The sequence below is a fragment of the Cupriavidus sp. CER-90 genome (assembly GCF_057652055.1).
Genome location: NZ_JBYGYM010000002.1, coordinates 1 through 24847 on the forward strand (window position 1 = coordinate 1; position 24847 = coordinate 24847).

At 60.0% G+C, this 24847-nt stretch carries 22 protein-coding genes; 13 read left to right on the forward strand and 9 right to left on the reverse strand.

Annotated features, from left to right (window positions below; genetic code table 11):
* The 5 genes from AC24R4_RS10455 to AC24R4_RS10475 form a co-directional block, all read left to right on the forward strand.
* Positions 1-489, forward strand: a 489-nt coding sequence (locus tag AC24R4_RS10455) for a vWA domain-containing protein (protein WP_487523010.1), incomplete at its 5' end; no start/stop codon positions are given.
* Positions 486-1247: a PP2C family serine/threonine-protein phosphatase gene (locus AC24R4_RS10460; RefSeq protein ID WP_487523011.1), complete on the forward strand. Its 762-nt coding sequence runs from the start codon at positions 486-488 to the stop codon at positions 1245-1247. The genes AC24R4_RS10455 and AC24R4_RS10460, both read left to right, overlap by 4 nt.
* 5 nt (positions 1248-1252) lie before the next feature.
* Complete coding sequence (locus AC24R4_RS10465) at positions 1253-3187, forward strand: helix-hairpin-helix domain-containing protein (protein WP_487523012.1); 1935 nt, start codon at positions 1253-1255, stop codon at positions 3185-3187.
* A 54-nt stretch (positions 3188-3241) separates the two neighbouring features.
* Positions 3242-5179 (forward strand): DNA recombination protein RmuC, encoded by a 1938-nt coding sequence (locus AC24R4_RS10470; RefSeq protein WP_487523013.1) that lies wholly within the window; start codon positions 3242-3244, stop codon positions 5177-5179.
* Between the two features lie 1267 nt (positions 5180-6446).
* On the forward strand, positions 6447-7250 hold the full coding sequence (locus AC24R4_RS10475; protein WP_487523948.1) for a DNA adenine methylase: 804 nt from the start codon (positions 6447-6449) through the stop codon (positions 7248-7250).
* A gap of 377 nt (positions 7251-7627) precedes the next feature.
* On the opposite strand, the gene AC24R4_RS10480 is transcribed toward AC24R4_RS10475, so the two are convergent.
* Positions 7628-8788, reverse strand: coding sequence for an IS30 family transposase (locus tag AC24R4_RS10480; RefSeq protein ID WP_487523014.1), 1161 nt, complete (start codon positions 8786-8788; stop codon positions 7628-7630).
* Between the two features lie 130 nt (positions 8789-8918).
* On the opposite strand from AC24R4_RS10480, the gene AC24R4_RS10485 reads away from it, so the two are divergent.
* The gene (locus AC24R4_RS10485; protein ID WP_487523015.1) at positions 8919-10280 is read left to right on the forward strand and encodes a hypothetical protein; all 1362 of its coding nucleotides are present in this window, start codon (positions 8919-8921) and stop codon (positions 10278-10280) included.
* Positions 10213-11373: an IS30 family transposase gene (locus AC24R4_RS10490; RefSeq protein WP_487523014.1), complete on the forward strand. Its 1161-nt coding sequence runs from the start codon at positions 10213-10215 to the stop codon at positions 11371-11373. Before AC24R4_RS10485 ends, AC24R4_RS10490 begins: the two co-directional genes overlap by 68 nt.
* A gap of 664 nt (positions 11374-12037) precedes the next feature.
* Here the strand turns inward: AC24R4_RS10490 and AC24R4_RS10495 are convergent.
* The gene (locus AC24R4_RS10495; protein ID WP_487523016.1) at positions 12038-12787 is read right to left on the reverse strand and encodes an SDR family NAD(P)-dependent oxidoreductase; all 750 of its coding nucleotides are present in this window, start codon (positions 12785-12787) and stop codon (positions 12038-12040) included.
* Positions 12788-12892: 105 nt separating this feature from the next.
* On the opposite strand from AC24R4_RS10495, the gene AC24R4_RS10500 reads away from it, so the two are divergent.
* Positions 12893-13774, forward strand: coding sequence for a LysR family transcriptional regulator (locus AC24R4_RS10500; protein ID WP_487523017.1), 882 nt, complete (start codon positions 12893-12895; stop codon positions 13772-13774).
* Positions 13775-14010: 236 nt separating this feature from the next.
* Here AC24R4_RS10500 and AC24R4_RS10505 read toward each other — a convergent pair whose 3' ends face one another.
* The 5 genes from AC24R4_RS10505 to AC24R4_RS10525 are packed head-to-tail and all read right to left on the reverse strand — an operon-like array spanning position 14011 to position 18052.
* Complete coding sequence (locus AC24R4_RS10505; protein WP_487523018.1) at positions 14011-14601, reverse strand: hypothetical protein; 591 nt, start codon at positions 14599-14601, stop codon at positions 14011-14013.
* Complete coding sequence (locus AC24R4_RS10510) at positions 14598-15278, reverse strand: SCO family protein (RefSeq protein ID WP_487523019.1); 681 nt, start codon at positions 15276-15278, stop codon at positions 14598-14600. Before AC24R4_RS10510 ends, AC24R4_RS10505 begins: the two co-directional genes overlap by 4 nt.
* Positions 15244-15852 carry a c-type cytochrome gene (locus tag AC24R4_RS10515; protein ID WP_487523021.1) on the reverse strand — a complete coding sequence of 203 codons (609 nt, stop codon included), beginning with the start codon at positions 15850-15852 and terminating at the stop codon, positions 15244-15246. Before AC24R4_RS10515 ends, AC24R4_RS10510 begins: the two co-directional genes overlap by 35 nt.
* Before the next feature lies 1 nt (position 15853).
* Positions 15854-16465, reverse strand: coding sequence for a cbb3-type cytochrome c oxidase subunit II (locus AC24R4_RS10520; RefSeq protein ID WP_487523022.1), 612 nt, complete (start codon positions 16463-16465; stop codon positions 15854-15856).
* A 3-nt stretch (positions 16466-16468) separates the two neighbouring features.
* Positions 16469-18052, reverse strand: a complete 1584-nt coding sequence (locus tag AC24R4_RS10525; protein WP_487523023.1) for a cbb3-type cytochrome c oxidase subunit I — start codon at positions 18050-18052, stop codon at positions 16469-16471.
* A gap of 722 nt (positions 18053-18774) precedes the next feature.
* On the opposite strand from AC24R4_RS10525, the gene AC24R4_RS10530 reads away from it, so the two are divergent.
* Entirely contained in the window at positions 18775-19176 is a 402-nt protein-coding gene (locus AC24R4_RS10530) for a CBS domain-containing protein (RefSeq protein ID WP_487523024.1), read from the forward strand.
* Between the two features lie 53 nt (positions 19177-19229).
* Here AC24R4_RS10530 and AC24R4_RS10535 read toward each other — a convergent pair whose 3' ends face one another.
* Positions 19230-20246 (reverse strand): LysR family transcriptional regulator, encoded by a 1017-nt coding sequence (locus tag AC24R4_RS10535; RefSeq protein ID WP_487523025.1) that lies wholly within the window; start codon positions 20244-20246, stop codon positions 19230-19232.
* Between the two features lie 204 nt (positions 20247-20450).
* The gene (locus tag AC24R4_RS10540; protein WP_487523026.1) at positions 20451-21068 is read right to left on the reverse strand and encodes a response regulator transcription factor; all 618 of its coding nucleotides are present in this window, start codon (positions 21066-21068) and stop codon (positions 20451-20453) included.
* 271 nt (positions 21069-21339) lie between these two features.
* Between AC24R4_RS10540 and AC24R4_RS10545 the strand changes: the two genes are divergently transcribed.
* The 4 genes from AC24R4_RS10545 to AC24R4_RS10560 all read left to right on the forward strand — a co-directional run bounded on the left by AC24R4_RS10545 (position 21340) and on the right by AC24R4_RS10560 (position 24822).
* On the forward strand, positions 21340-21894 hold the full coding sequence (locus AC24R4_RS10545) for a TetR/AcrR family transcriptional regulator (RefSeq protein WP_487523027.1): 555 nt from the start codon (positions 21340-21342) through the stop codon (positions 21892-21894).
* 90 nt (positions 21895-21984) lie between these two features.
* Positions 21985-22992 (forward strand): bestrophin family protein, encoded by a 1008-nt coding sequence (locus AC24R4_RS10550; protein ID WP_487523028.1) that lies wholly within the window; start codon positions 21985-21987, stop codon positions 22990-22992.
* A gap of 231 nt (positions 22993-23223) precedes the next feature.
* A complete protein-coding gene (locus AC24R4_RS10555; RefSeq protein ID WP_487523029.1) occupies positions 23224-23799 on the forward strand; it encodes a YbhB/YbcL family Raf kinase inhibitor-like protein in 576 nt (191 codons plus the stop codon).
* A 279-nt stretch (positions 23800-24078) separates the two neighbouring features.
* Positions 24079-24822, forward strand: coding sequence for an acetoacetate decarboxylase (locus AC24R4_RS10560; RefSeq protein ID WP_487523030.1), 744 nt, complete (start codon positions 24079-24081; stop codon positions 24820-24822).
* Positions 24823-24847 lie beyond the last annotated feature (25 nt).

A 24847-nucleotide genomic window follows, 5' to 3' on the forward strand; every position in this document is an offset into this window, starting at 1 on the left:
ATGAAGCGTGTCGAAGTTGGCATCATCACCTTCGGCCCGGTCCGCACCGAAACACACTTCCAGACGGCGGCTTCGTTCTACCCTCCGACCCTGACGTCCCAGGGTGACACCCCGATGGGCGAAGCGATCCGCCAGGGCATCGCTATGGTCAACGAGCGGAAGGCGGAGTACCGCCGCAATGGCATCGCCTACTATCGCCCCTGGATTTGGCTGATTACCGATGGCGGCCCGACCGACGAGTGGCAATCTGCAGCGGCCCAGATTCGGGAAGGCGAAGCATCGAAGAATTTCGCCTTCTTCGCCGTTGGCGTAAAGGGTGCGAACATGGACGTTCTTCGTCAGATCAGCGTTCGCGAGCCGCTGTCTCTTCAAGGGATGAAATTTCGCGAGCTCTTTACGTGGCTCTCCAGCTCCATGCGCTCCGTTTCCCAGTCGACACCGGGTACGGAAGTCAAACTTGACTCTCCTTCCGGCTGGGCTTCGGTGTGACCTGGGCAACCGTTTCCGCATCCGTCATCGGAACGTCTCACATAGCGGCTGGCACTCCTTGTGAGGACAGCTGTTACGCGAATGTCGAAAGCGACTTCCACGGACGACCGGTCCTAGTCGCTCTGGTAGCCGATGGCGCAGGGAGCGCTGCCCACGGCGGCAGTGGAGCTGAACGCGCCATCGAGACTGCGGCGGCAGCAGTTCTGAAGCAAATTCAGCAGGTCGAGTACTGCTTGAATGAAGAGTTCGCGACCAATTGCGTCATCGCCGTTCGCGAGCGACTCTATGCCGATGCGAATGCCGAGGGGAACGTTGCACGTGACTATGCCTGTACGTTCCTGGGTCTCGTATCCAGCGGTGCAACCACTGTGCTGTTCCAGATCGGCGACGGCGGGATTGTCGTCGACATCGGCGAAGGGCTAACCCTAGCGGTAGAGCCGATGTCCGGCGAATACGCTAATCAGACCTATTTCGTCACCGACATGGATGCCCTCGATCATCTCGCCGTGAAGATTCTGCCTGGCAGCCTCAAATACGCCGCAGCTTTCAGTGATGGCATACAACGACTCGCATTGAATCTGGAAGTGAACGAGCCCCATGCACCCTTCTTCGCCCCGTTTTTCGGGACGATGGACAAGATGCCGATGGAAAAGGTGGCGGACTTGGACACCCCCTTGCGAGACTTCTTGGGCAGCCCGGCCGTAAACGAGCGGACAGATGACGACAAGACACTGGTTCTTGTAGCAGCCAAGCAGTAGCAGCAATGACTAAGACGTTGTTTGATGCCAAGGGCAACTCCATCCGCCTGGGACGTGAGATCGGGCGCGGTGGAGAGGGATCCGTTTTCGACGTGGAGGGCCGCCCTGGCCTGGTTGCCAAGGTCTATCACAGCGCGCTGAGTGCCGGCAGGCAGTCCAAGCTCGCACACATGGTCTCGGCCGTCGACAAGTCGATTCTCGGATATGCGGCATGGCCCCAGGAAACTCTGCATTCACAGAGGAACGGTGCGATAAACGGCTTCTTGATGGACAAGGTTGTGAATCGTCAGCCGATTCACATGCTGTACTCCCCTGCTCACCGCAAGCAGGAATATCCTCGAGCCGCATGGGATTTCCTGGTGTTCGTTGCACGAAATACTGCGGCAGCGTTCTCCACAATCCATTCACACGGCCATGTGATTGGCGACGTCAATCAAGGAAACGTCGTCGTTGGAACGGACAGCAAGGTCTCGCTTATCGACTGCGACTCGTTCCAGATCAACGCAAACGGAAAGGTGCATCTCTGCGAGGTGGGCGTCCCACACTACACGCCACCTGAGCTTCAAGGTACGAGCGCGTTCGACAAGGTTGCACGCACCGCGAATCACGACAACTTCGGGCTCGCCCTGCTTGTCTTCCATCTGCTGTTCGGCGGTCGACACCCCTTTTCCGGTGTGCCGCTGCGCAACGATGTCGGCAATCAGCTCGAGGCTGACATCAAGGCGTTCCGCTTTGCATACGGCCACGACTCGATAGCCCGAGGTCTGGAACCGCCTCCTAGGTCCGCTACGCTAGCGCTCGTACCTCCCACGTTCGGGAACCTGTTTGAGCGCGCCTTTACTGAAACCGGCGCCTCAAAAGCTGGACGACCAACTGCATCCGAATGGGTAAGCGCTCTCGACCAGCTTCGCGCTGGAACGAAGAAATGCAGTGCATCCTCGGTACATATTTATCCGACCGCCCTGCAGAAATGTCCCTGGTGTGAGCTGGATGCGAAGGGAGTCGTGTACTTCATCGACACCCAGGTTCATCATCACGCAGGTAGTTCGAGCTTCCACCTAGCTCGGGTATGGGCAGCGATTGAGGCAATTCCAACGCCCGCAGCACTCGCCATGCCAACGTCGAACTTCAAGGCTGTACCTCGACCGCTTCCGGCGGAATACCAATCGGCGCGGAATCGCGCCCTGTTCGTCAGAACAATAATCATAGCGCTGGGGATCTTTGCCACCATCACGAAGCCGGCTTCCTTCGTTTTCGCGTTGATGCTGGGTGGCCTCGCCTGGGCGATTTTTGGTAAGATGAACTATGGTCCCGAGCGCGATCGCCGCGCTCAGCAGTTGATCGGTGCCGAGCGGCGCTGGACCTCCATCACCTCTCAGTGGGATGCCGAAACTGGCCCAGGCGGCTTTGCGAAAGCGAAATCGGATCTCGCTCGTTTGAAAGCCGACTATGAGTCGCTCGGCGCCAAGGAGCAGCAAGACCTGGATGAGCTCAAGAGAACTGCAGAATTCCGGCAGAAACAGCGCTATCTGGAGCGCTTCTTCATCTCCGATGCAGGAATCTCTGGGGTCGGTCCTGGACGCACGACAACCCTTGCATCGCACGGCATCGAAACGGCCGCTGATATCACGGCATCTCGCATCAAGAATATCAAAGGCTTCGGCGAAAGCCTCACTCGGGCCCTTGTTGACTGGAGGAAGCAGAAGGAACTCGGCTTCCGGTTCAACGCTAGCGCGGCGGTCACACCCGCCGACATTGCCACTGTGCGGAACAAATTCATGGCAATGAAGATTCAACTGGAGAAATCGCTTAGTGCAGGACCGGAACAGTTGAAGCGATACAGAATGGATCAGCAGAGCAGAGCCGCCTCGCTCCAGAAAAAGGTCCTAGATGCGGCAGCCGACCTGGCCCAAGCGCGCGCAGATATCGCCGCGCTGTAGCGAGGTTTTCCCGATTCCAACGTTAAGCCCCAGCCGACACGGAGAGTAACTCTAATGAACAACATGGTGGCAATCCTTAGCGCTGCGTTCACGGCTCTTTTCATCGGACTGGTCCTTGGCTACTTCGCAGCTCGAAGCCGCGCAGCGGCTATGTCGCAGCTTGCCGCCGCTGAGGCAAAGGCTTCGATGCAGGTCGAGATAGCCTCGTTGACAGAGAAGTTGAACTCGGCATCGACGTCTCTTCATGAAGAGAAGCGACAGCACTCCACCTTCCGCGACACCGCCGAAAAGTGGCGAAAGTCGCTCGACCAAGCTACCAACGAAATCGCGACGCTATCGGAACGCGCCAGCCGCGTACCGACGCTTGAAGCGCGAATTGCCAAGCAAGCGACCACCATCGACGAGCTCGAGGCTGACTTACGTCAGCTCTCGTCGGAGCATGGGCAACAGATGGAAAAGGCTACCCAACTGGCGGCACAGCTTGCAGACGAACGAAGCGTGCACGGCAAGCTGCAAGCCCAGAACGACGAACTGACAATCGGACTACGTCACGCAGAGGAATCTAGGGCGGCTTTCGAACAAACTGCAATCCGCGTCCCAAATCTCGAAATTCAGCTTGAGGCGGCGCGCGCGGAGCTCGAATCGACCAAGAAAGCCAGTGCTGATGCAAAGGAAGCGTCGAGCAGTGAGATCTCTCGGCTAGCCGCGCAACTCTCTGCTGAGCAAGACATCTCGGCTAGGTTGAACGCTCAGCTATCCGATGCGCTTGCAGCAAAGGCGTTGCTCGACGACAAGGTTGTGTCCCTGTCTACGGACCTCAGTGAGTTGCGCACCCGCACGGACGACGAACGGAAGCACGCAGCTGAGAAGCTCCAGCTTCTAGTTGAGGCGAAAGAGCAGCTCTCAAATCAGTTCAAGATTCTGGCGAACGACATCCTAGAGGAGAAAGCGAAGCGATTCTCCGAACAGAACCAGACCACGATTGGCCAGCTCCTTGAACCGTTAAAAACCCAGCTCACCGAGTTCAAGGGGAAGGTCGAGGAGGTCTATGTCCAGGAGGGCAAGGATCGCACCGCGCTGGCCGAGCAGGTGAAGCAGCTCTTCAACATGAACCAGACGCTGAGTCAGGAGGCGAAGAACCTCACTTCGGCACTGAAGGGACAAGCCAAAACTCAGGGTAACTGGGGCGAACTTATCCTTGAACGAGTTCTCGAGGCATCTGGGCTTCGGAAGGGCGAAGAGTACAAGGTACAGGATAGTCAGGTGCGCGAAGACGGAAGTCGTGCGCAACCAGACGTTGTCATTGAGTTGCCCGAAGATCGGAAGCTTGTCGTCGACGCGAAGGTCTCCTTGGTCGCCTACGAGAGGTTTGTCGCGGCGGAAACTGATGAAGAGCGGGCCGTTGCGCTCCGACAGCATCTTGATTCGGTCCGTTCCCACATCAAGGGCCTGTCCGAGAAGCGATATGAAGTTCTGTACGGGATTCAGTCTTTAGACTTCGTTCTGGCGTTCATACCCATCGAGCCTGCATTCATGGCCGCGGTCACCAACGACAGCGAACTTTTCATGGACGCTTGGCAGAAGAGTGTGCTGCTTGTCAGCCCGTCGACGCTGCTCTTCGTCGTTCGTACCGTCGCTCACCTTTGGCGCCAGGAATATCAGAGCAGGAATGCCCAGGAAATCGCGAAACGTGGTGCCGAGCTGTATGACAAGCTCTGTGGATTTGTTGGCGATCTGCAAAAAGTAGGAGACAGGCTGACTCAGGCGCAAGCGGCATATAACGAGGCTCATAGCAAACTGGCCACCGGCAAGGGAAATGCGATTCGGCAAGCTGAGATGTTGCGTGCGTTGGGGGTGAAACCTGGGAAAAACCTGCCCTCAGCATTGATTGAGGGCGCTCGCGCAGATGAGGACATAATCGTTCCGTCACTCCCGGGCCTGCCCTTGGGGGCATCGCAGAGCGAGTCCGACGAGTTGGCGGGGAACGCCTGATCGCGACGCCTCAGAAGGCCAGCTATTGCTTCTGGGTGACCGCCACCCAAAAGTGGGGCAGACGTAACTCATACTAAGCGACGACGCCCACAGCCTGCCTATTTTTTGAGCATTATACCTAGTTCGGATAACGAGGGATAAGGCGGCCTATCCAGCGCCTATCCCGGCGAGGCATCCAGGTTGCTCCGCCATCAAGATGTTGTGATCCCTTTGCAACGAGTGTACATGCCGCACGAAGCCAATGTGGTTATGCTCGCCTCGAGCGCTTCCACAAGCCTCATACACTGATACCAATTGAACCGCTGGAACCGACTCCTCGCTCAGGCTCTCCTTACCACGGCACTCATCGTGGGAGCCGCCATCGTGTCTCGCGGAATCTTTCTCTTCTTCTCGCAACCGCCTACCGTTGAGATGGAAGATGTCAGTGACTTCGACCGACCGGCACAGGATTGCCCTGCTCCGCGATGGGAGCAGACTACCCGTCAAGAAGATCGCAACGTAGGGCGCGAAACGCCGAGGCCGGCTGGTTGTCTCGAATCCTAGATGCGTCATTCGGCCATTGCTTGCACTCAGAAATGCAACCGGTTGCATTTGACGCAGGTCACCCGAGCGCGCCACAACCGCGTACATGCTTGACCGGTGACATCAAGTAATACACGGCTCGCGCCGTTAGTATGGACTCGCTGTGCACACCCCGCTACGGCGCTTTCCAAGGCGAGCAGCACAGTCCCGCTGCTCACCTCTTTCCCGCCGAACCAGCTTGTTATCCAGCAACGGAAGCGGCATTTGCACCGTGACGGAAGCCCCTCTGATATTCATAGACGACTCAGCGACAAAATAACCCGCCAGCGAACTGGCGGGCTACAGGGGCCTCGGGATGGGTCAATATCCCGAGGCGAAGGTTACGGGTTCCGTGTCTCGCATTGTGTCAGAGTCTGTCTGATACGTGCAGAGAGTTTCCGAACCGAGACTTCAGCAAAAAAGGAAGCCCATCACATGGCGATAAGGGGCTTTGCTCAAAATACGGAGTTGAAGCAGGCACGCTCCTGAGTAAGCGCACCGATCTTAATGTAAGTACGCCTTAGCGACTGGATGTCGGTGTTCCGCTGATTCGGCCTTGCTGCCTACCTGGCTGCCCTCCTCATTGTGCGCGCGATCATGAACACTCCGCACACCTATACTGAGGATGCAAAAACATCCTCAATTCCAAGCCGACCAAGCCGGCGCTCCCTCTCTCATCAATATCCCCGCTTCGACTGGGCCGATTTTGAAATGGCCGGGTGGAAAGACGCAGCTCCTGCCAACGCTCCGTGAATTGCTACCCGCCGGAAATCGCCTCGTGGAACCGTTCCTTGGCGGCGCAAGCGTGTTCCTGGGAACCGATTTTCCGAGCTACCTGCTACTTGACGCGCACGTGGACCTCATCGGGATGTACAAGCAGATGGTCCAACGTCCCGAGCGCATCATCGAACTGGCACGACCGTTGTTTTCGCAGTATGCGGCAAACGAGAAAATCTACCTCTATGTCCGCGAAGCGTTCAATCAAGCCACGCCTCCCGATGTCCGCGCCGCCTACTTCCTCTACCTGAATAAGTTTGGCTTCAATGGACTGTCGCGGTACTCAGCAAAGGGCAACTTCAACGTGCCGTGGAATCGGGCTGCCCAGGCTCCGGCGCTGCCAGAAGAGAACATCCGAGCGTTCAGCGAGCGGGCGCGAAGCAAAGCGGTCATCGTGCAAGGCGACTTCACGGACGCGTTCAAGCTTGCTATGCCTGGCGACGTCATCTATTGTGACCCGCCGTATGTCGACTTGGACGATGCGCCGTCCTTTACGAAGTACACCTCGGGAGGCTTCCCGAAAGAACGCCAGCAGGAGCTTGCAGATTTGGCGCGCGCCACTGCGGCGAGGGGCATTCCAGTCGTCATCTCGAACCACCTGACTAGCGAAACCCAAGAACTGTATCGCGGCGCTGAGTGTCACGAGGTCGAAGTCCGACGGAGCGTGGCAGCACAGGCTGGCAGCAGAAAAGTTGTAGCCGAGGGGATTTTTGTGTTTGGAGCATACGAGTAACAACATTCGTCGCTAAAAGTGGCACCAACCAAGTGCGTTGGAATTCCGAACTTAGGGCAGCTTGGATTTATACTCAACATATAGCGACCAGGTCGTGTCGGTCACGTTTTTGACTCGAGGAAAAATGAAATTCGTTGACGCCGTGAGAAGAGACACAGTCGTGGGCCCTCTGCGCCGAAAATTCGATGAGCGCCGATGGCGTGAGCAATATGAACGCCTGCGCGAAGACGAAGCAGATGACAGCCTCTTTCTTGGAGGCCTGTTGATCCACGGCAAGATGGCGAAGATCCGACGCAACGTTCGTCACAGCCCTTCCTCTGAGATCAACAATACGACGAAGATTCGAAGCCTCGTGGCGGCGGCGAACCACTGTGGATTCAACCGGTCAACGCAACAGCTTGATGGAGTCGTTCAGCCGGTGTATCGAAGTTTAGTGTCTTGCGCGGGCGTTCATTGAGGCGCCTGGCCACAGCATTGAGCTTGGCTTGGGAGTATGTAGATAGGTCAATGCCTTTGGGGAAGTACTGCCTCAAGAGTCCGTTGGTGTTCTCATTGGAGCCTCGTTGCCATGGATGCTGAGGGTCGCAGAAGTAGACCTGGATATCGGTCGCGACGGTAAAGCGCTTGTGGTCTGCCATCTCTTTACCTCGATCCCAAGTCAACGATTTGTACAGCTCATTTGGCGATTTTCCGGCGTGCTTGATGAGGGCGTTGACGACGGTCTCCGTGTCTTTGCTGGACACCTTTAACAGCATCACAAACCGTGTCTGGCGCTCGACCAAGGTAACGATCTGGCTATTCGCACTGCCGAAGAGTAAGTCGCCTTCCCAATGACCTGGTATCGCTCGATCTTCAACGGTAGCGGGTCGTTCGCTGATGGAGACGGTTTCACGGATTCTTCCGCGCTCGTCGGTCTTGGCAGAATAGAGGCGCGAGTGACGCATGTTTCGGCATCGCCTCAAGTGTTCAAGCAGCTCCTTCTTCAGGGCGCCACGGGCCTGCACATAGAGGCTACGATAGATGGTCTCGTGTGACACCTGGTAGTCCTTGTTGACCGCATATACATGCTTGAGCCAACCTGCAATTTGCTCCGGGGACCACTGCTTCCTCAGTTTGGCTGCCACAACTTGCGCCAGCGTACGATTCCTGACGAGCTTACAGGTCTTTGGACGGTGCGCGCGAGCCCAGGCAAGTTCATCGGCCTGAGTCGCGCGATACCCTTGGTCTGTGCTATTGCGTCGCAACTCTCGGCTAATGGTAGACGGCGCACGCCCGAGCCGAAGCGCGATCGACCTGATCGACAGCCCGGCCACCACGCTGCGAGAGATCTCGTCGCGTTCGGCGAGTGTCAAGGCAAGCCGAGAACGGTGTCTTTGCGCTGGCTGTATGCCGCCAGTTCTTGCAAGGATCCCCTGTATCGAAGAGTGGTACCGATCGAACAACCTGGCGATCTCGTGAAGCGTGTCACCTTTACGCCACCGCTCCCACATTAGTGCCTTCTGAGCCTCGGTGTAGTAGATCCTGCGCCTTTGTTTCATTTGCAACACCTCCACTGCCTACGCAGCGTCTAGTGTTGCATCGACCCATTGAATCCACGACGCATTTCTGTCAGTCAAGCTTCATACGAATGCCGCGCTCGCTCGTTTTTTCTCGCAGAGTACCCCCCTCTTGATATCAGATATCGCCAAAATCAAGCTTCCAGACATTCTTGGCGTCGAACGCTCCCCGGACGAAATGATTCAAGGGATTGTCGATGGAGTTCACATCTCAGTGCGAGCACTGCTAAGCGGCCCCGAGGGCGTAGCGGGGAATGCAAAGTACAAGCGGGTAGACTGGGAAGATGTGATACGCGAGCTGGGTGCCGGCACATCATTCGTCTTCATAGAGGATCTTTGGGCCGAGCTGCTCTGGAACGACTACCGGATAGTCCAACAAGAAGACGGCGCCTACCACCTCACCCTGTCCAACCAAGAGTGGAAGCGGAAGTATGCAATTTCCCGGGCGCGGCAGGACAGCTTACTACAGCAGTTTGTGGGGAACGCTACAACCGAGATGAATCGCGTAAGCCACGAGATTCTGGCTCTCAAACTGCCACGAGAAGTTCGAAGTATTGAAACGCAATTTGGTAAGCAAAAAATTCACATCGGAGGCCCGCGAGCACCGGATCGCGATGCAACGATCGCCTTGAGCATGGAGTTTCATGCCCAGAAGATTTATTACGGCGCCTTGCTAGATACTTCGTACACTCAGCTAGACAACGCCACCCTGCGCAATCTGATGCAGGCCCGTCTTATCATCGCAGATATCATTGAGCTTACCCATCCCAGTAGGATGCCGCCAGCTGGCTCCGATATGCATCGTTGGGCTGGTGACTTTGTGCCTGTTCTGCAGGTGGACGCGTTGGCGGTGGCTGTCTCCGAAGCTATCGGCGTTCGTTACGCGCAAGCCCGAGCCATGGTTGATTTTTTCGTTTTCCGCGACAAGGATCACGAACCGTATGCACAACCTCTTATTCCGATAAGCGACACGGCGGTGACGGGGTGCTGGGCAGCGACTCAATCCCCAAACCTGTCTCGCTTGGTTGATATCTGGCTAAGGCAGCTTGGGGCAGATTTGGCAGAACGCGGCTCTGCCTTTGAATCTCATGTCAGGCGGGAGCTCCAAACCGAGCTTGATGAGTCCCCTTTACTGCGTGACGGGAAGATTCTCCCGGATGCCTTTGTTTTTTCATCCCCGGACCGGGCCGAGGAGATTGATGTCGTCGCCGTTTTTGGTGACCTCGTGATAATCGGCGAAGCCAAATGCATGGTGCAACCCACCGAACCAAAGGACATCGCCTTGCACCGACAAAAAGTCATTGATGCGGCGCGACAGATTCGGAGAAAAGCTGACGCAGTTCGAATCGTGGATTCAATGGGTCGATGCAACACTAGACGCTGCGTAGGCAGTGGAGGTGTTGCAAATGAAACAAAGGCGCAGGATCTACTACACCGAGGCTCAGAAGGCACTAATGTGGGAGCGGTGGCGTAAAGGTGACACGCTTCACGAGATCGCCAGGTTGTTCGATCGGTACCACTCTTCGATACAGGGGATCCTTGCAAGAACTGGCGGCATACAGCCAGCGCAAAGACACCGTTCTCGGCTTGCCTTGACACTCGCCGAACGCGACGAGATCTCTCGCAGCGTGGTGGCCGGGCTGTCGATCAGGTCGATCGCGCTTCGGCTCGGGCGTGCGCCGTCTACCATTAGCCGAGAGTTGCGACGCAATAGCACAGACCAAGGGTATCGCGCGACTCAGGCCGATGAACTTGCCTGGGCTCGCGCGCACCGTCCAAAGACCTGTAAGCTCGTCAGGAATCGTACGCTGGCGCAAGTTGTGGCAGCCAAACTGAGGAAGCAGTGGTCCCCGGAGCAAATTGCAGGTTGGCTCAAGCATGTATATGCGGTCAACAAGGACTACCAGGTGTCACACGAGACCATCTATCGTAGCCTCTATGTGCAGGCCCGTGGCGCCCTGAAGAAGGAGCTGCTTGAACACTTGAGGCGATGCCGAAACATGCGTCACTCGCGCCTCTATTCTGCCAAGACCGACGAGCGCGGAAGAATCCGTGAAACCGTCTCCATCAGCGAACGACCCGCTACCGTTGAAGATCGAGCGATACCAGGTCATTGGGAAGGCGACTTACTCTTCGGCAGTGCGAATAGCCAGATCGTTACCTTGGTCGAGCGCCAGACACGGTTTGTGATGCTGTTAAAGGTGTCCAGCAAAGACACGGAGACCGTCGTCAACGCCCTCATCAAGCACGCCGGAAAATCGCCAAATGAGCTGTACAAATCGTTGACTTGGGATCGAGGTAAAGAGATGGCAGACCACAAGCGCTTTACCGTCGCGACCGATATCCAGGTCTACTTCTGCGACCCTCAGCATCCATGGCAACGAGGCTCCAATGAGAACACCAACGGACTCTTGAGGCAGTACTTCCCCAAAGGCATTGACCTATCTACATACTCCCAAGCCAAGCTCAATGCTGTGGCCAGGCGCCTCAATGAACGCCCGCGCAAGACACTAAACTTCGATACACCGGCTGAACGACTCCATCAAGCTGTTGCGTTGACCGGTTGAATCCACAGCCGATCTGAGACATAGAGCCGTGGCCGCTGGGCTCGGCGGCAGGCACTCCCACCGTAGTCCGCTATCGGCCATTTGCTGTCGCTCGACATTCAGTTTCTGCAGTCGGCACTATTGCGTTCATCAGCCATTCATGGCTCCGACCAGCTTGTGGGGCGTAGGACAGAGTCGGATATCAGCTTTGAGTTGCAGCGCGCACGATGCCATAAAAGGGGGCGATCGACGCTGCGACAAATGTGACGGTGGGCGTGCCTCGCAAGGACATTTGCTATCGGGGGCCTTCGTCATGGACACGTTCAACATACGAAAGTAGAGCAGTATCGGGGTCTGGTACTGCAGATGGTGGTGTTTCAGAGTGATGCCGATGATGAGCTGTCCGGCCACCATAGTTGGGGATACCGCGTGGCCGTCGGAGAGCCGGCGAATGCAGAGAGTCCGTATTTATGTGGGCCCTACTATCACTCATCTCCATACCCGTCCGTCGCGGAGGCCGATACAGCTTGCGTGCAGCGAGGACACCTTGCCGTTGAAACCTTGCGTCAGCAGCACCGTGGGATCCGCGACCAACAGTACCGGATGGGATGCTAGGATTCACGGGGTCCGAGTGGCTCTGCCTGCGACATTAGCTATGGGGGTCACCGCCCAAGCATGCACCGGATCAGCTCAGGGCAATGCCGCCATCCACGCGCAGATTGACTCCTGTGATGAAACTGCCGTCCCCGCTCGCTAGCAGCAGTGCGGCCGACGCAATTTCCTCCGCGCGGCCCAGGCGTCCCAGCGGGATGGCTCCCGCCACGGCGGCCTCGAATGCAGGACGCTCCGCGGGCGCGACGCCGAGCTTGCCAAGTATCGGCGTATCGACGGGCCCAGGGCTAATCACATTGACGCGGATGCCGCGCGCCTTGAACTCCAACGCCCAGCTCTGCGCAAAAGCCTCGATGGCGGCTTTGCTGCCGGCATATACAGCGTGCCCCTCCAGCACCTTGGCCGTGGCAATCGAGCTGACCAGTAGGATCGCCCCGCCGTCGCGCATCAGAGGGCCGATCTTCTGAACACCGAAAAAGATGGCACGCGTATTGGTCGCGAACTGCATGTCATATTCCTCGACACCGACCCGATCGGACGGCGTGATCTGATTTATGCCGGCATTGGCGACATAGATGTCCACGCCGCCGAACCGCTGCGCCGCCAGCGCCGCCACGCGGTCATGCGTCACCAGATCGGCCAGATCGCCGGTCAGGCCCATGGCTCGCGGGCCCAGGTCGGCCACCGCCGCCGCCACGGCGTCGGCCCGCCGGCCGACGATCATCACCGCGGCGCCTTCCTGCACGAAGCGCCTAGCCATCGCCAGACCGATACCACTGTTGCCGCCGGTGATTACGGCGACCTTCCCTTCAAGCTTGCTCATGATGTGCCTCGACATTGCGTGTTGAATACGCGTGCCAATCTATGGCAGCTCATCTGGCCCTGAAAGCCCTACAATGGACGCTTCACTTGTGCCAGATTGTCAACCATGTCGATGGAACGCCTGCATGGCCTGTCAGCCTTTGTCCGCGCGGTAGAGGCCCGCTCGTTCACCGGCGCCGCGCGTCTGCTAGGCACCACGCCCTCCGCCATATCAAAAAGCATCTCGCGGCTCGAAGCGCGGCTTGGCGTGAAACTGGTCCATCGCTCCACCCGAGCCTTCGCGCTGACCGACGAGGGCCACGCCTACTACAGCCGCGTGGCAGCGCTGGTGCGAGGCCTCGAGGAAGCGTCGGAAGTGCTGGCCAGGCCGGCGGCCGCAGCCGGCAGACTGCGTGTGAGCATGACCAGCGATCTGAGCCGGTCCCTGGTGGGGCCAATCACCGCAAAGCTGATGCCGCGCCATCCTCGACTGTCGCTAGATATTGGGGTCAGCGACCAGCACGCCGATCTCATCCGCGAAGGCTTCGACCTTGCCCTGCGCGCCGGGCATGCCAACGACAGTGGGCTGTATGCAATGGTATTGAGCACGTTGCCGCTGGCGTTAGTGGCGTCGCCAGCGTACCTCGTCACGCATGGTAAGCCTGATTCGGTGGAAGATCTCCGGCAGCATCGCCATGTGCGCTACCGCCTGGCCGGACAAGTGATGCCCATCATATTCGCGGACGGCACGCGGATACCGATCGAGGGGGAGTTCGACACGGACAGCGGCGAGGCGATGCACACGGCGGCCGTCAACGGCCTGGGCATCGCCCAGTTGCTGCGCCACATCGTCCAGGAAGATCTAGACACCGGTCGCCTGAAGGTGGTGTTGCCTGATGCGGCATTGCGTCCAGTACCGCTGCAACTGCTGCATGGCTACGGACGACGCATGCCAGCCCGGGCAAAGGTGTTTATCGATTTTGTGGCGGAGGAGCTCGCAGGGCGGTGACTATGCGCCTGACGCGCTTCCCTCTCCGGCAAAGCGGGACAGCATTGGGGGAGCAACATCCTTAACAGCCGTCAAAGGCAGCTTTTCGTAATAAGCCTTGGGGACTGGATTGTTATCACACGCACTCGCTACGGCGTCCGGCGCACACCTGCGCTGCATGCTTCACCCGACGCGCCGAAGTCCATGGATCAAGGGACTGCTGACGGGGCAGGAGCCACCGCTCAAGCTGACTGCGCTTACCTGTTGGACTCCCGTTCCGAGGCTTGCGCACGCTGCGCCACCCATGCCATCAGCCAGACCCCCAGCCCAAAGGCGTAAACGGCCAATCCCGCGCCGGCCAACCGCTGGTCGCCCAGGAGGTAGTTGGCACAGAGCCGCGTTTGCGCATCGATGAACAGCATGCCGAAAGTCAGTCCCATCCAGACCATGTTGCCGCCAAAAAACAATACCAACGGCCACGGCGCCACGCGCACCGCCGCGACGCTTGCCAGACCCGCCAGAAAAACCGAAAGGTCGCGTGCCACACCCAGCGACGGCAACATGCGCGACAAGTCGATGGCAACCGGCAGCATCCAGAGCCCATATGCCAGCGACGCACCCGCCAAAAGCGCAAGCGCGTAGGGGCGCACCGCGCGGCTGGCGCGCACACGGCATCGGCGCACCACGAGGCTGGGCGCCAGGCATCCGGCCGCAAACAACGAGGGTAGCAGCCCAAGCATCAGCATCGCCATCGACGCCTCGAAGGCGCTGCGCAGCGGGGGCAACGCCGGCAGCACGCACAGCAGCATGATCAGGCGGGTGCGGATATCCCGCCCGCAGATGTTCATGGACGCGCGCCCTCGACATGGGCCCGTGCAAAAGCATAGGCATCGCGGAATCCTTCCAGCGGATAGACGGCCAGCACGCGCCCCGCAGCGTCCACCACATGCAGGCCGCCGTTGTGCTCGAAGCCGCCCAGGCCATCAGGGATCGCAATCACATCGGCCGCCATCAGCACCTGGCGCATGGCTTCCGGCACAACGGGCCCCAACACCAGCCAGCCCGGCGCCCGCGCGCGGTAGGTGATGGCGTAGCCGAGCAAATCCGCCGCGGTATCGCGCGGGTCGAAGGACAACGAGACCAGGCCGATGCGCCCCGTCATGCTTTCGGCTTTGGCCTGGCGCGACAACTGCTCGAACTCCGTGCCCAGCGCCCGGCATACGGTCGCGCAGCGCGTATAGATGAAGTCGACGATATACACACCGGGCGCCGTCACATGACCGCCCAGCCCCCCAAAAAGCCGTACGCGCTGGCCGTTCTGGTCGCGTACGTCGATAGCTGGCAGATGCAGGGTCTGACGCGCGATGCGGACATCGCGCCGCTGGTCCAGCGTCCACGCCGACAGCCCATACGTCAGCCCGTGGACCGCCATGGCGCCGACACCCAGCACGGCACATAGCGCCACCCATGGCGCCACGCGCGGCGCGCGGTCAGCCGCCCGGCGTGCCGAGTGCGGCGTCGCCATCGAACGGCGCCTTCATGGCGGCGGTATCGGCCCGTGCGGTAGCCACCGTTTCGGCTGTGACGGCTGGCGCGGCGTTGCCCCACTGGCTGCGCACATGCGTCAGCACGGCGGCAATTTCCGCGTCGCCGAGCTGGTCGGCAAAGGCCGGCATGGCGCCGTTGTAGGCGGTGCCGTTGACAGTGAGCTTGCCGGTCACCCCGTGCAGAACGATCTGCGCAAGCCTGGCATCGCGGCCGGCCACCCAGTCCGATCCGGCCAGCGGCGGAAACACGCCTGGCAGGCCCTGGCCCGTGGCCTGGTGGCACGCCACGCAACGGCTCTGGTACAGGGCCGCGCCATCCACCGCATGGCCGGCGGTCTCCGGCTGGCCATGCAAATCGGCCACGGTGCGCCGGTCGCCCAGCGCGGAAGGCTGGTCGATGGGTGCCGTCGCGATATACCATGCGCCCCATACGACCAGTACCGCCACCATCGCCAGCACCAGGCGCGGAATGGGCATGCGGTTTTCGTGCGGGTCTTCATATTCCCGCGTGCGCGCAGCGCTGGCGTGTCGATCTTCCCGGGAATCGGCCATCTCACCCTCCAGACTTGCCGGCCGCCGCGCCCGCCGGTGCCGGCAGCACCGCACCGGTACGTTTCAGCGATTGCAGATAGGCCACGAGGTCCAGCGCGGCAGCGGTGGGCACCACCACCTTACCGATGGGTGCATAGCCCGGTGGCAGAGGCACCGCCTTCTCGCCCGCCTCGGGCGTGTCCTTGACGTCGAACAGGTACGGGTAGCTTGGCATGATGCTGCCGCTGACATAGGCACGCGGCTGGTACAGATGGCCCAGATGCCAGTCCGCACTGGGCTGCCGCACGCCGATATTGAGCAGATCCGGGCCGGTGCGCATGGTGCCCAGCAGGTGCGGGCGATCGTAGACGTAGTCGCCGGCCACGGCGGCACGGCCCCATCCGCGCTTGGCATCGGGCGCAAAAGCGCTGTCGCGCGGCTGCTGCGAATGGCAATAGATGCAGCCATTGGCGATATAGATCTCGCGCCCCCGCAATTGCGAGGCCGTATAGGGCTTCACCCCTTCGGTCGGCTTGATGTCGTGCAGCTGGAGATACGGCACCACCACCAAGGCACTGGTCGCGAGGGCCAGCATGGTCATGCCGCCGGCCAGCAGGACGCTTTCGTTGTTCACGGCTCAGACTCCCTGTGCGGGCTTGCGGCCCTGATGGAACAGCGCCGGGCGGTTGCGGTTGGGGCCCAGGCCCAGAATCACGCAGACGAAATTGGCCACGAAGCACAGATGGCTGGTGAGCATCATCATGCCGCCGAGCGACCGGGCCCTGAGGTACGGCACCGTCAGTGCCACCGAATCCATGAACGGCCGCGCGGCGTCGAGCATGGCCAGTCCCTGCAACCAGCCGCCGATAGTCAGGCTCGCAAAGTAGATGCCGATGCCGCCCACGGCCAGCCAGAAGTGGAAGTAGATCAGCCAGCGGTATGGCCATTCCCGCCCCGTGATGCGCGGCACGATGAAGTAGATGGCGCCGAAGAACGCAAAGCTGACGAACGCATAGAGTCCCAGGTGGGCATGTGCGACCGTGTAATGCGTGAAGTGTGCCACACGATTGACAGCCCGCAGCGCCTCGAATGACCCCTGTATCGAGCTGAGCGTGTACATCATCCCACCAAACGTCACAAAACGCAGCGTCGGCGAATCGATGAGCCGGTGGAAGTTGCCGCGCAGCGTCTGATGCTGGTTGATCGAGAACGCGATCACCGGGATCAGCATCATCATGCTTTGCACGACCGACAGCGTGATCAGCCAGCCCGGCACCGGCCCGCCAACCAGATGATGGCCACCCACTTGGCCATAGAAGAACGCCAGCGCCCAGAAGCCTAGCAGCGACAACCCGTACGACCGCACCGGCTGACCGATGACTTTGGGCAGGAAGTAGTAGATCGACGCCAGCGCCAGCGGCGTGTAGAACAGGCCCAGCACATTGTGGCCAAACCACCAGTTCATCGTCGCTTGCTCCACGCCGAAATGCAGCCCCGGAAAGTTGGCCACCAGGAACAGCACCGGAAACCAGAACAGCGCGCAGCCCATGTACCAGACCGAAACGTACAGGTGGCCCACCTTGCGATTGAGCAGCGTCAGGATCAGCGGAAAACCCACGAACGCGCCACCGACCACGAATAGGATGTCCACCTGCCACGGAATTTCGAGCCATTCCAGCCCGTCGGAAATACCGGCCCCGATGCTACCGATCCCGGCAATCAGCCCAGCATTCCACAAGGCCACGCCCAGTGATGCCCAGCGCGCGCCAACCAATTCGGTCTTGAGCAGCCGCGGCAGTAGGAACATGGCAATGCCGAGCCCGGCCATCGGCGCCCAGCCATACGCCACGGCGTTCAGATGGATAGTGCGGATGCGGCCGAACGAGAGCCAAGGCACAGACGCCAGCAGATCGGGCTCGTGGAGCTTGATGGAGGCCGTCAGCCCCGCAGCGGACGCCACCACGAGCCAGACCATCGAACAGCATAGGAACAAAAACACGACGGGCGCCGAAGAGCGGTCGGCCGCCTCACGCGATGGATCGGCCAGGCCGGCCTTCGCCGCCGCCGGATCTTCGGGGTGCCCGGTCTCGGCATCTCCAAAGATCACGCGCGCGGCCGCCGGAGAAGTATCGAAAAGGCCTTTTTGCATGCTCCAAATGAACGCCCCAAGGGCGAAAACGGAGAGCAAAAACGCTGACAGCAAAATGACAATGGTGTTCATGGCAGGCTCGCGGGCGAGTCGGATATCGAGGGCGAGATAGCGAATAGAAGGCAATGGATCTGGCTATGCACGCTGAGCGGGCTCTTGCTGTAATCGCCGCTCACACAGGCGTTGGGTTATAGATACAATCCAGAGCGTTTCGCAACAATCATCCTTAGGTCCTACTAGCGAAAAGGAAGTGAGCCGGGCGTGCACCAATCCATGAGCAGCAGTGCCACCCCTACCGCCACACAACTGCGCGGAAGCCAGCCCATCATGTAGCCACCGAACGCGGCTTACGACGTATTGCGCGATCCGGAAAATCCGCTGCGCAGGATCAGGGGGGGCGCGGCGGAAGTGAAGTGCCGAAGTCGACAAGGCGCGGCGCCACGCCGCAAGCACAGCCAACCACCACCCGCTCAGCAGGCGTCGTAACACCGGCAGGCCGCACGCCCCGCACAGCAAGGCCATGCCGCAAACACTAACAACACCGGCGATGGCATCGTTCTGCGACGCTCACAGCTTCAACGGACCATGCAGTTGGCATGGGCCTCCCGCTACTTCGCGAACCCTGGCGCCAATTGGCGTCTTTCTGGAAACGGTGTTGCGCGCCTCGACGCATTGTGACAAGTGCCCGTGCCAAATACACTCGCAACCTGACCGTTTGTATTGCCACGACGCTTCCCTGCGGTGATGGACCCGCTCGTCCTGGCAATACAGTAACGACATTCAGGAGCCGAACCATGACCGCCTTGCCTCTGCTGAAGCGCATCACCCAGTGCATCCCGGGTGTGCAACAAACGGCGAGCCTGGGCGACGTGTTACGCATCCTCGCAAGATATCCATCCGCCCAGGCCGTGGTCGTACTGAACGGCCATACTCCCGTGGGCATCATCTGTCGCGACCTCGTCGCGGATGTTGTGGGATTGCCGTGTTACAGCGCGTGGATCGATCGCCAGTCTTGCCTACAATTCGTATCGCATCCGGCCTGTGTACTTGGTGTCGATGCTGACGCTTCCGAGGTGGCGCACCTGCTGGCATCGGCGACGAACCGCCACCCGGCGGAGCCGGTGGTCGTGACGAACGGTGGAGCTTACTTGGGCATAGTCGAACCACAGGCATTGATGAGAGCGGCGGCCTCATAGCCCGGCCGCCGCCGCAGATTTCACGGTAGCGCTACACATTGCCAGGCAATGCCCTATAGCCGCGCCATCGTCGGCATTTCGTCGCGTCGCCCTGCGAGGTCCGAGCTACGGATGGCCTCTGTCATGAAGTCAATAAACGCACGGCTGCGTGCGGGAAGGTAATGTCGGCATGGATAGCAGATGTGGTGGCCGCCGTCGTCGGGGGCGTACGGCCCCAGTGCCGCGAGGAGTTCGCCGCGCGCCACGTAGCGCCAGACCTGGTGGACCGGCATCTGCGCGATACCCCGGCCCTCGAGCACAGCGTGCAAGACAAGTCCCGCATCGTTAAAGGTTAACCGCGACGCGGGCATCTGGGAGACTTTTCGCCCTGATATATGGAATTCCCACGGTTGCAGGGTGCCAGTGGAAAGCCGCAGGTTGATGCAGTCATGCTCCGCCAGCGCGTCGGGGGTAGTGGGCATGCCGCGTCCCTGCGCGTAGGCTGGCGAGGCACACACCATGCGTGCCATGGGTATTAGCTGTTTGGCGATGATGCTGGAGTCTTCTAGGTGACCGTCAACGAAAGCCACATCGAAGCGCCCTACACCAAAGTCTGCCGGCTTGTCATCGAGGACGAGCTCGACGGCGATGTCAGGGTGGGCGTCGGAGAACTTCAGCAGAAGCGGCGCCACCACGTTGCGGCCGAATTCGGCGCTCGCTGCCACACGCAACTTGCCGCGAGGCGGGCCGTCGCGCAGATCCAGCATGTCGTTGACCGCGCCCACGATCTTGCCGACGCCGATGCTGCAATGCCGGAAAAAGCGTTCGCCTTCGGCTGTCAGACTCGTGCTGCGGGTGGTTCGCCGGAAAAGCCGTGTGCTGAGCGCATCCTCCAGCCGCTGGATGCTGCGGGATACCGCGGAGCGGCTGACGCCCAGCCGCTCTCCGGCACGAGCGAAACTGCCTTCTGTCGCTACCGCCATGAACGCGAGGATACCCGCGTAGTTGGCAGTCAGAGAGTTTGACAAGGTGTCCATGCGGTTCGGCACACCGGTGCGAAACGCGCGTTGCGAAACATCCTCTCGTATCATCGATGACTCCTGGCCCTGATGGCCAATTCCTCGCAGCGCCGATTTGGACGCCACCTGCGACATCTTGGCTTCGCATGCGCTTACTGTGACCTGTGCAGCGTTGATCCACCATACTTCGCGGAGCTGGAGGCGATTGCTACCTTGGCAGGGAAAGGTAGTACCGGCGGATGAGGGGGAACGTGCCGGGCCCGGATAGCGGGGTGCCTACGCCCCAGGCTGCAGGGACAGGCTCAGCGACTCCGCCTTTCTGACCGGGTCCGCCACCGAGCGCGCGCCCATCTTGCGCATGAGTTGGCCGCGATGACATTTGACCGTGACTAGGCTGATGCCAAGATCCGCTGCGATCTGCTTGTTCATCTGCCCCACCACAACCCGAGCCATGACATCGCGTTCCCGGGGCGTAAGAGACGCGTATGCAGCCCGCACGCTGGCGTTCGCGTGCTCGGCGGCGAGGCGATCCACGTCGCGCGCAAGCGCATTCGCCACGGCGTCTAACAGGTCCTGTTCGCGGCACGGCTTGGCAAGAAAGTCCACCGCGCCGGGCTTCATGGCGCGTGCGGTCATAGCGATGTCGCCATGGCCAGTGATGAACACGACAGGGATATGCCCGCCGCTTCTGGAGATGTGCTCCTGAAACGCGAGCCCGCTCTCCCCCCGCAGACGGACGTCGAGGATCAGGCAACTGGGCGCATCGTACTTCGGGAAAGCAGAAAATTCCCGCGTCGACTCGAACGTCCCCACACGCAGGCCCTCCGATCGCAGCAACCGGTCGACGGCCAGGCGCATAGAAGCATCATCGTCGACGACATATACGACACCCATCTGGGCGTCGTGTGGGTCTATCTCGGGGGGCAGAGACGCGCTCAGGTGAATTCATCGTTACATTTGACATACTTTTTGGTATTCGAATACCATTCTGTATCCGGTTGGAAAATTTGTCCAGCCGTTTGTTTGTCCTCTTGTCTTTCTTCCTCTTAAGTCGCAGCACGGCCATGAGGAAAAAGGCATCGCGGCTGCCTTCGGCATGGCTCAAAATCGCAGGCCCAGGAATCCACTATCGATGGCACGTTTAACGAGACAGGAAAGTCGCGCATTGACGCGTGCGAAGTTGCTGGCTGCGGCCGGCAAGGTGTTTGCGCGGGAAGGATTGGGCGGTGCCTCGATTGACCGCATCGTGGAGGAGGCTGGGTTCACCAAAGGCGCGTTCTATTCGAATTTCACGTCTAAGGAAGATATCTTCCTTCAGTACGTGGAAGACGCCAGCTTCCGCGACGTTGCGGAACTGGAACGCGTGGCCCTCGACATCGAGGATCCGGAGGCGCTGCTGACTGCCATCTGCGACTGGGCGACGGAGACGTCGCGCGAGCCAGGCCCGCGTTCACTGATTCTCGACCTGATCCGGCACGCAAAACAGGATGCCGCGCTCACCAGGCGTCATACCGAAATGTTCACTTGTCAGTGGACCCAGGTCGGGATGGTAGTGACGAGGATCTTTCCGCCTGGGCGCGCGCCGGCCACCCCGCTCGAACTCGGCGCGCTTGTCATGGAGCTGACGTTCGGCATCGCGCTGCAATTCCACGCCGGCCCCTCTGCCGGCGATTTGATCGGCTTGTCGCTGCGGGCAATGATGGAGGCAGCGCGCCCGTGAACCTGCGGAGTAGTGCCCATTTCTGGCATGATGGTGCCACAAGGACGGCAGCGCGTCTTCATGTCTGCCATATCGCCGTGAGGACCGCGCATGCATCTGGGGAAATCGTATTCGATAGCCGAGCTGACGTTCTGGTCAAGGCGGCAGATCTACGCCTCGCTGGCCTGCGCCGTGTTGCCCGTCATCCTCTATCAGTTTCTCGGGCTCAAATGGCTGACGATTCCGATCCCTGTGGTGGTGCTGCTGGGAACGGCCACGTCCTTCATCGTGGGCTTTCGCAATGTGCAGACCTATAGCCGCGCGCTGGAGGCCCAGCAGATATGGACCGAGATACTCAACGGCAGCCGATGTCTTGGCGTGATGAGCCGCGACTTCCTGACCGGGCATCCCGCGGCCCGCGAGCTGATTCAGCGGCATTGTGCGTGGCTCACCGCGCTACGGTATCAGTTGCGCGCACCGCGGATATGGGAAAACGCGGGCAAGCAATCCAACGTGGAATATCGCAAAAATTACCACGTCCCCGAATGGGAGACGCCATTGCCGCAGGAGCTGGCGCATTATCTTTCACCGGCCGAGTTCGATGCCGTCATGCATGCGCCGTGCAAAACCACCCGGCTGCTCGGCATCCAGTCCGCAACGATCAAGCGGTTGCTTGAAGCCGGCGAGATCGCCAACGGATTCTATATGGAGCTAGGCGGCGCGATCCGCAGTTTCTTCCACCAGCAGGGCCGGGCGGAGCGTATCAAGGACTACCCATATCCCAGGCAATATGCGGTGATCAACAAGCTGTTCGTCCGTACGTTCTGCCTGCTGCTGCCGTTTGGCATACTCACCGAGTTTGAGAGGCTCAATGCCAGCGTGTCCGGCATGATGCATGGCCACATGATTTGGTTCGTGATTCCTTTCAGCACGATGATATCGTGGATGTACCTGGCGCTGGAGCAGGTAGGCGAAAGCACGGAAAATCCGTTCGAAGGCAATGCCAACGATGTCCCTATGGCCTACATCTGCCGCAAGATCGAACGTGAACTGATGGACCTGCTTGGCGAGCCATGCACCCTCCCCGACGCTCCGGCCGAGCACGACGTGGTGCTGTAGCGGCGAGCACCGGTTTAACGCTCCGATCCCTTTCCGGCCATACGCCCGATTTGGCCCCAAGAGATTGTTGCCGGCGCGACAACACTGTGAGCCATAGATCCGGCCTATTCGCTTCTGGTGTCCTTTCCTAAGATTTGCCTCGCCATTGGCTCCATTGGCTCCAAATGCTGGCAGCCGTGGCGTGAATCTGTCGGCATCCCCGGCATACCGACATTCTTAAAGGAACCCATCATGCGATCGGACAGTCTTCGGCCCAACAGGATGTTCCCCACGGTGCTTCTTGCCCTGCTTCCTGCTGTTGCCTTTCCCCAGTCGTTCAGTGTCAACGTCGATAACCTTGATCGGCACGGCAATTTTTCAAACGCGCAGGTCTACAACGGGTTTGGATGCCATGGCGACAATGCGTCGCCGCGCATCGCATGGTCCCATGTTCCTCCCGGAACGAAGAGTATCGTCGTGACCGTCCACGATCCCGATGCGCCAACAGGCGGCCTGGGATGGACGCACTGGAAGGTCGTCAACATCTCGCCGACCGTCACGTCGATCGAGACTGGTGCTTCGGGCGACGCCACCCGAATGCCCGCAGGCGCCATCGAGACATTGACAGACTTCGGAAGCTCGGCATACGGCGGGCCGTGCCCACCCGCAGGGGAATCGCACAGATACGTCGTGACTGTCTCCGCGCTTTCCGTCGCCAGCATCGACGTCAAGCCGGATTCCAGTCCGGCGCTTGTCGCCTATGTGATGCACGGCAATATCATTGCGCAGGCGAAATATGTCGCCAGGTATCACCGCGCAGCGAATTGAGGCATGTCCTCTGCGCGGATCCCCAGCCACGGCAACCGCCGTGGTTTTTTTTCGCCCATAGTCGGAGCTTGGGCACCCTGCTGCCGCGGCAATGAGATGGCGCCCAGGCCGCGCCGCGATCCACCGGAAGCAACCCGATCATACGTAAGAATTCCTGCCCCGATACCCAAGTGTGATAGCCGAGCTGCGTCCGGCCTTCCAGAATTATTCTTGTCCGCGCTGACCCGCTGTCATGGGGGCAACGGCATCGCGGCACGGCATCGACGAGGAGGCCGCCACATGGACGTCCAGACCATCCGGGCGCGCGCGTACGCCACGCCGCTCACCAGCCCCGCCTACCCGATGGGACCGTACCGGTTCCTGCATCGCGAGTACTTCATCATCTCCTACCGCACCGACCCCGAACTGCTTCGCGCCGTGGTGCCGGAGCCGCTGGAAATTGCCGACCCGGTGGTGCACTACGAATTCATCCGCATGCCAGACTCGACGGGATTTGGCGATTACACAGAGTCAGGCCAGGTCATTCCGGTGACGTATCAGGGGCGCCCGGGCAACTACACGCATTCGATGTTCCTGGACGACCATCCTCCGTTGGCAGGCGGTCGCGAGATATGGGGGTTTCCGAAGAAGCTGGCCACCCCGCGCCTGTCCGTGGAGAAAGACACGTTGCTCGGTACGCTCGACTACGGCCCTGTGCGCGTCGCCACGGGCACCATGGGCTACAAGCACCAGTGCATCGCCCAAGCGCAGGTACGCGACGCGCTGGCCGGCACACCCAATTACCTGCTCAAGATACTGCCGCATGTCGATGGCAGTGCGCGTGTGTGCGAGCTGGTCTGCTACTTCCTCAAGGATGTCGAGGTAAAGGGCGCGTGGAGTGGCCCTGCCGCGCTCTCACTGTTCCCGCATGCCCTGGCACCGGTGGCCTCACTGCCCGTGTTGGACGTGCTAGGCGCCAGGCACTACGTGGCCGACCTGACGCTTGGTCTTGGCGAAGTTGTCTTTGACTACCTGCAGCAGTAACCATTCTTCCCATTTCCGGAGAACC

Coding starts and splice junctions, on each gene's coding strand:
- AC24R4_RS10465 (WP_487523012.1), top strand. CDS start 1,253: ATGACTAAGACGTTGTTTGATGCCAAGGGCAACTCCATCCGCCTGGGA.
- AC24R4_RS10470 (WP_487523013.1), top strand. CDS start 3,242: ATGAACAACATGGTGGCAATCCTTAGCGCTGCGTTCACGGCTCTTTTC.
- AC24R4_RS10480 (WP_487523014.1), bottom strand. CDS start 8,788: ATGAAACAAAGGCGCAGGATCTACTACACCGAGGCTCAGAAGGCACTA.
- AC24R4_RS10490 (WP_487523014.1), top strand. CDS start 10,213: ATGAAACAAAGGCGCAGGATCTACTACACCGAGGCTCAGAAGGCACTA.
- AC24R4_RS10495 (WP_487523016.1), bottom strand. CDS start 12,787: ATGAGCAAGCTTGAAGGGAAGGTCGCCGTAATCACCGGCGGCAACAGT.
- AC24R4_RS10500 (WP_487523017.1), top strand. CDS start 12,893: ATGTCGATGGAACGCCTGCATGGCCTGTCAGCCTTTGTCCGCGCGGTA.
- AC24R4_RS10505 (WP_487523018.1), bottom strand. CDS start 14,601: ATGAACATCTGCGGGCGGGATATCCGCACCCGCCTGATCATGCTGCTG.
- AC24R4_RS10510 (WP_487523019.1), bottom strand. CDS start 15,278: ATGGCGACGCCGCACTCGGCACGCCGGGCGGCTGACCGCGCGCCGCGC.
- AC24R4_RS10515 (WP_487523021.1), bottom strand. CDS start 15,852: ATGGCCGATTCCCGGGAAGATCGACACGCCAGCGCTGCGCGCACGCGG.
- AC24R4_RS10525 (WP_487523023.1), bottom strand. CDS start 18,052: ATGAACACCATTGTCATTTTGCTGTCAGCGTTTTTGCTCTCCGTTTTC.
- AC24R4_RS10530 (WP_487523024.1), top strand. CDS start 18,775: ATGACCGCCTTGCCTCTGCTGAAGCGCATCACCCAGTGCATCCCGGGT.
- AC24R4_RS10535 (WP_487523025.1), bottom strand. CDS start 20,246: ATGATACGAGAGGATGTTTCGCAACGCGCGTTTCGCACCGGTGTGCCG.
- AC24R4_RS10540 (WP_487523026.1), bottom strand. CDS start 21,068: ATGGGTGTCGTATATGTCGTCGACGATGATGCTTCTATGCGCCTGGCC.
- AC24R4_RS10550 (WP_487523028.1), top strand. CDS start 21,985: ATGCATCTGGGGAAATCGTATTCGATAGCCGAGCTGACGTTCTGGTCA.
- AC24R4_RS10555 (WP_487523029.1), top strand. CDS start 23,224: ATGCGATCGGACAGTCTTCGGCCCAACAGGATGTTCCCCACGGTGCTT.
- AC24R4_RS10560 (WP_487523030.1), top strand. CDS start 24,079: ATGGACGTCCAGACCATCCGGGCGCGCGCGTACGCCACGCCGCTCACC.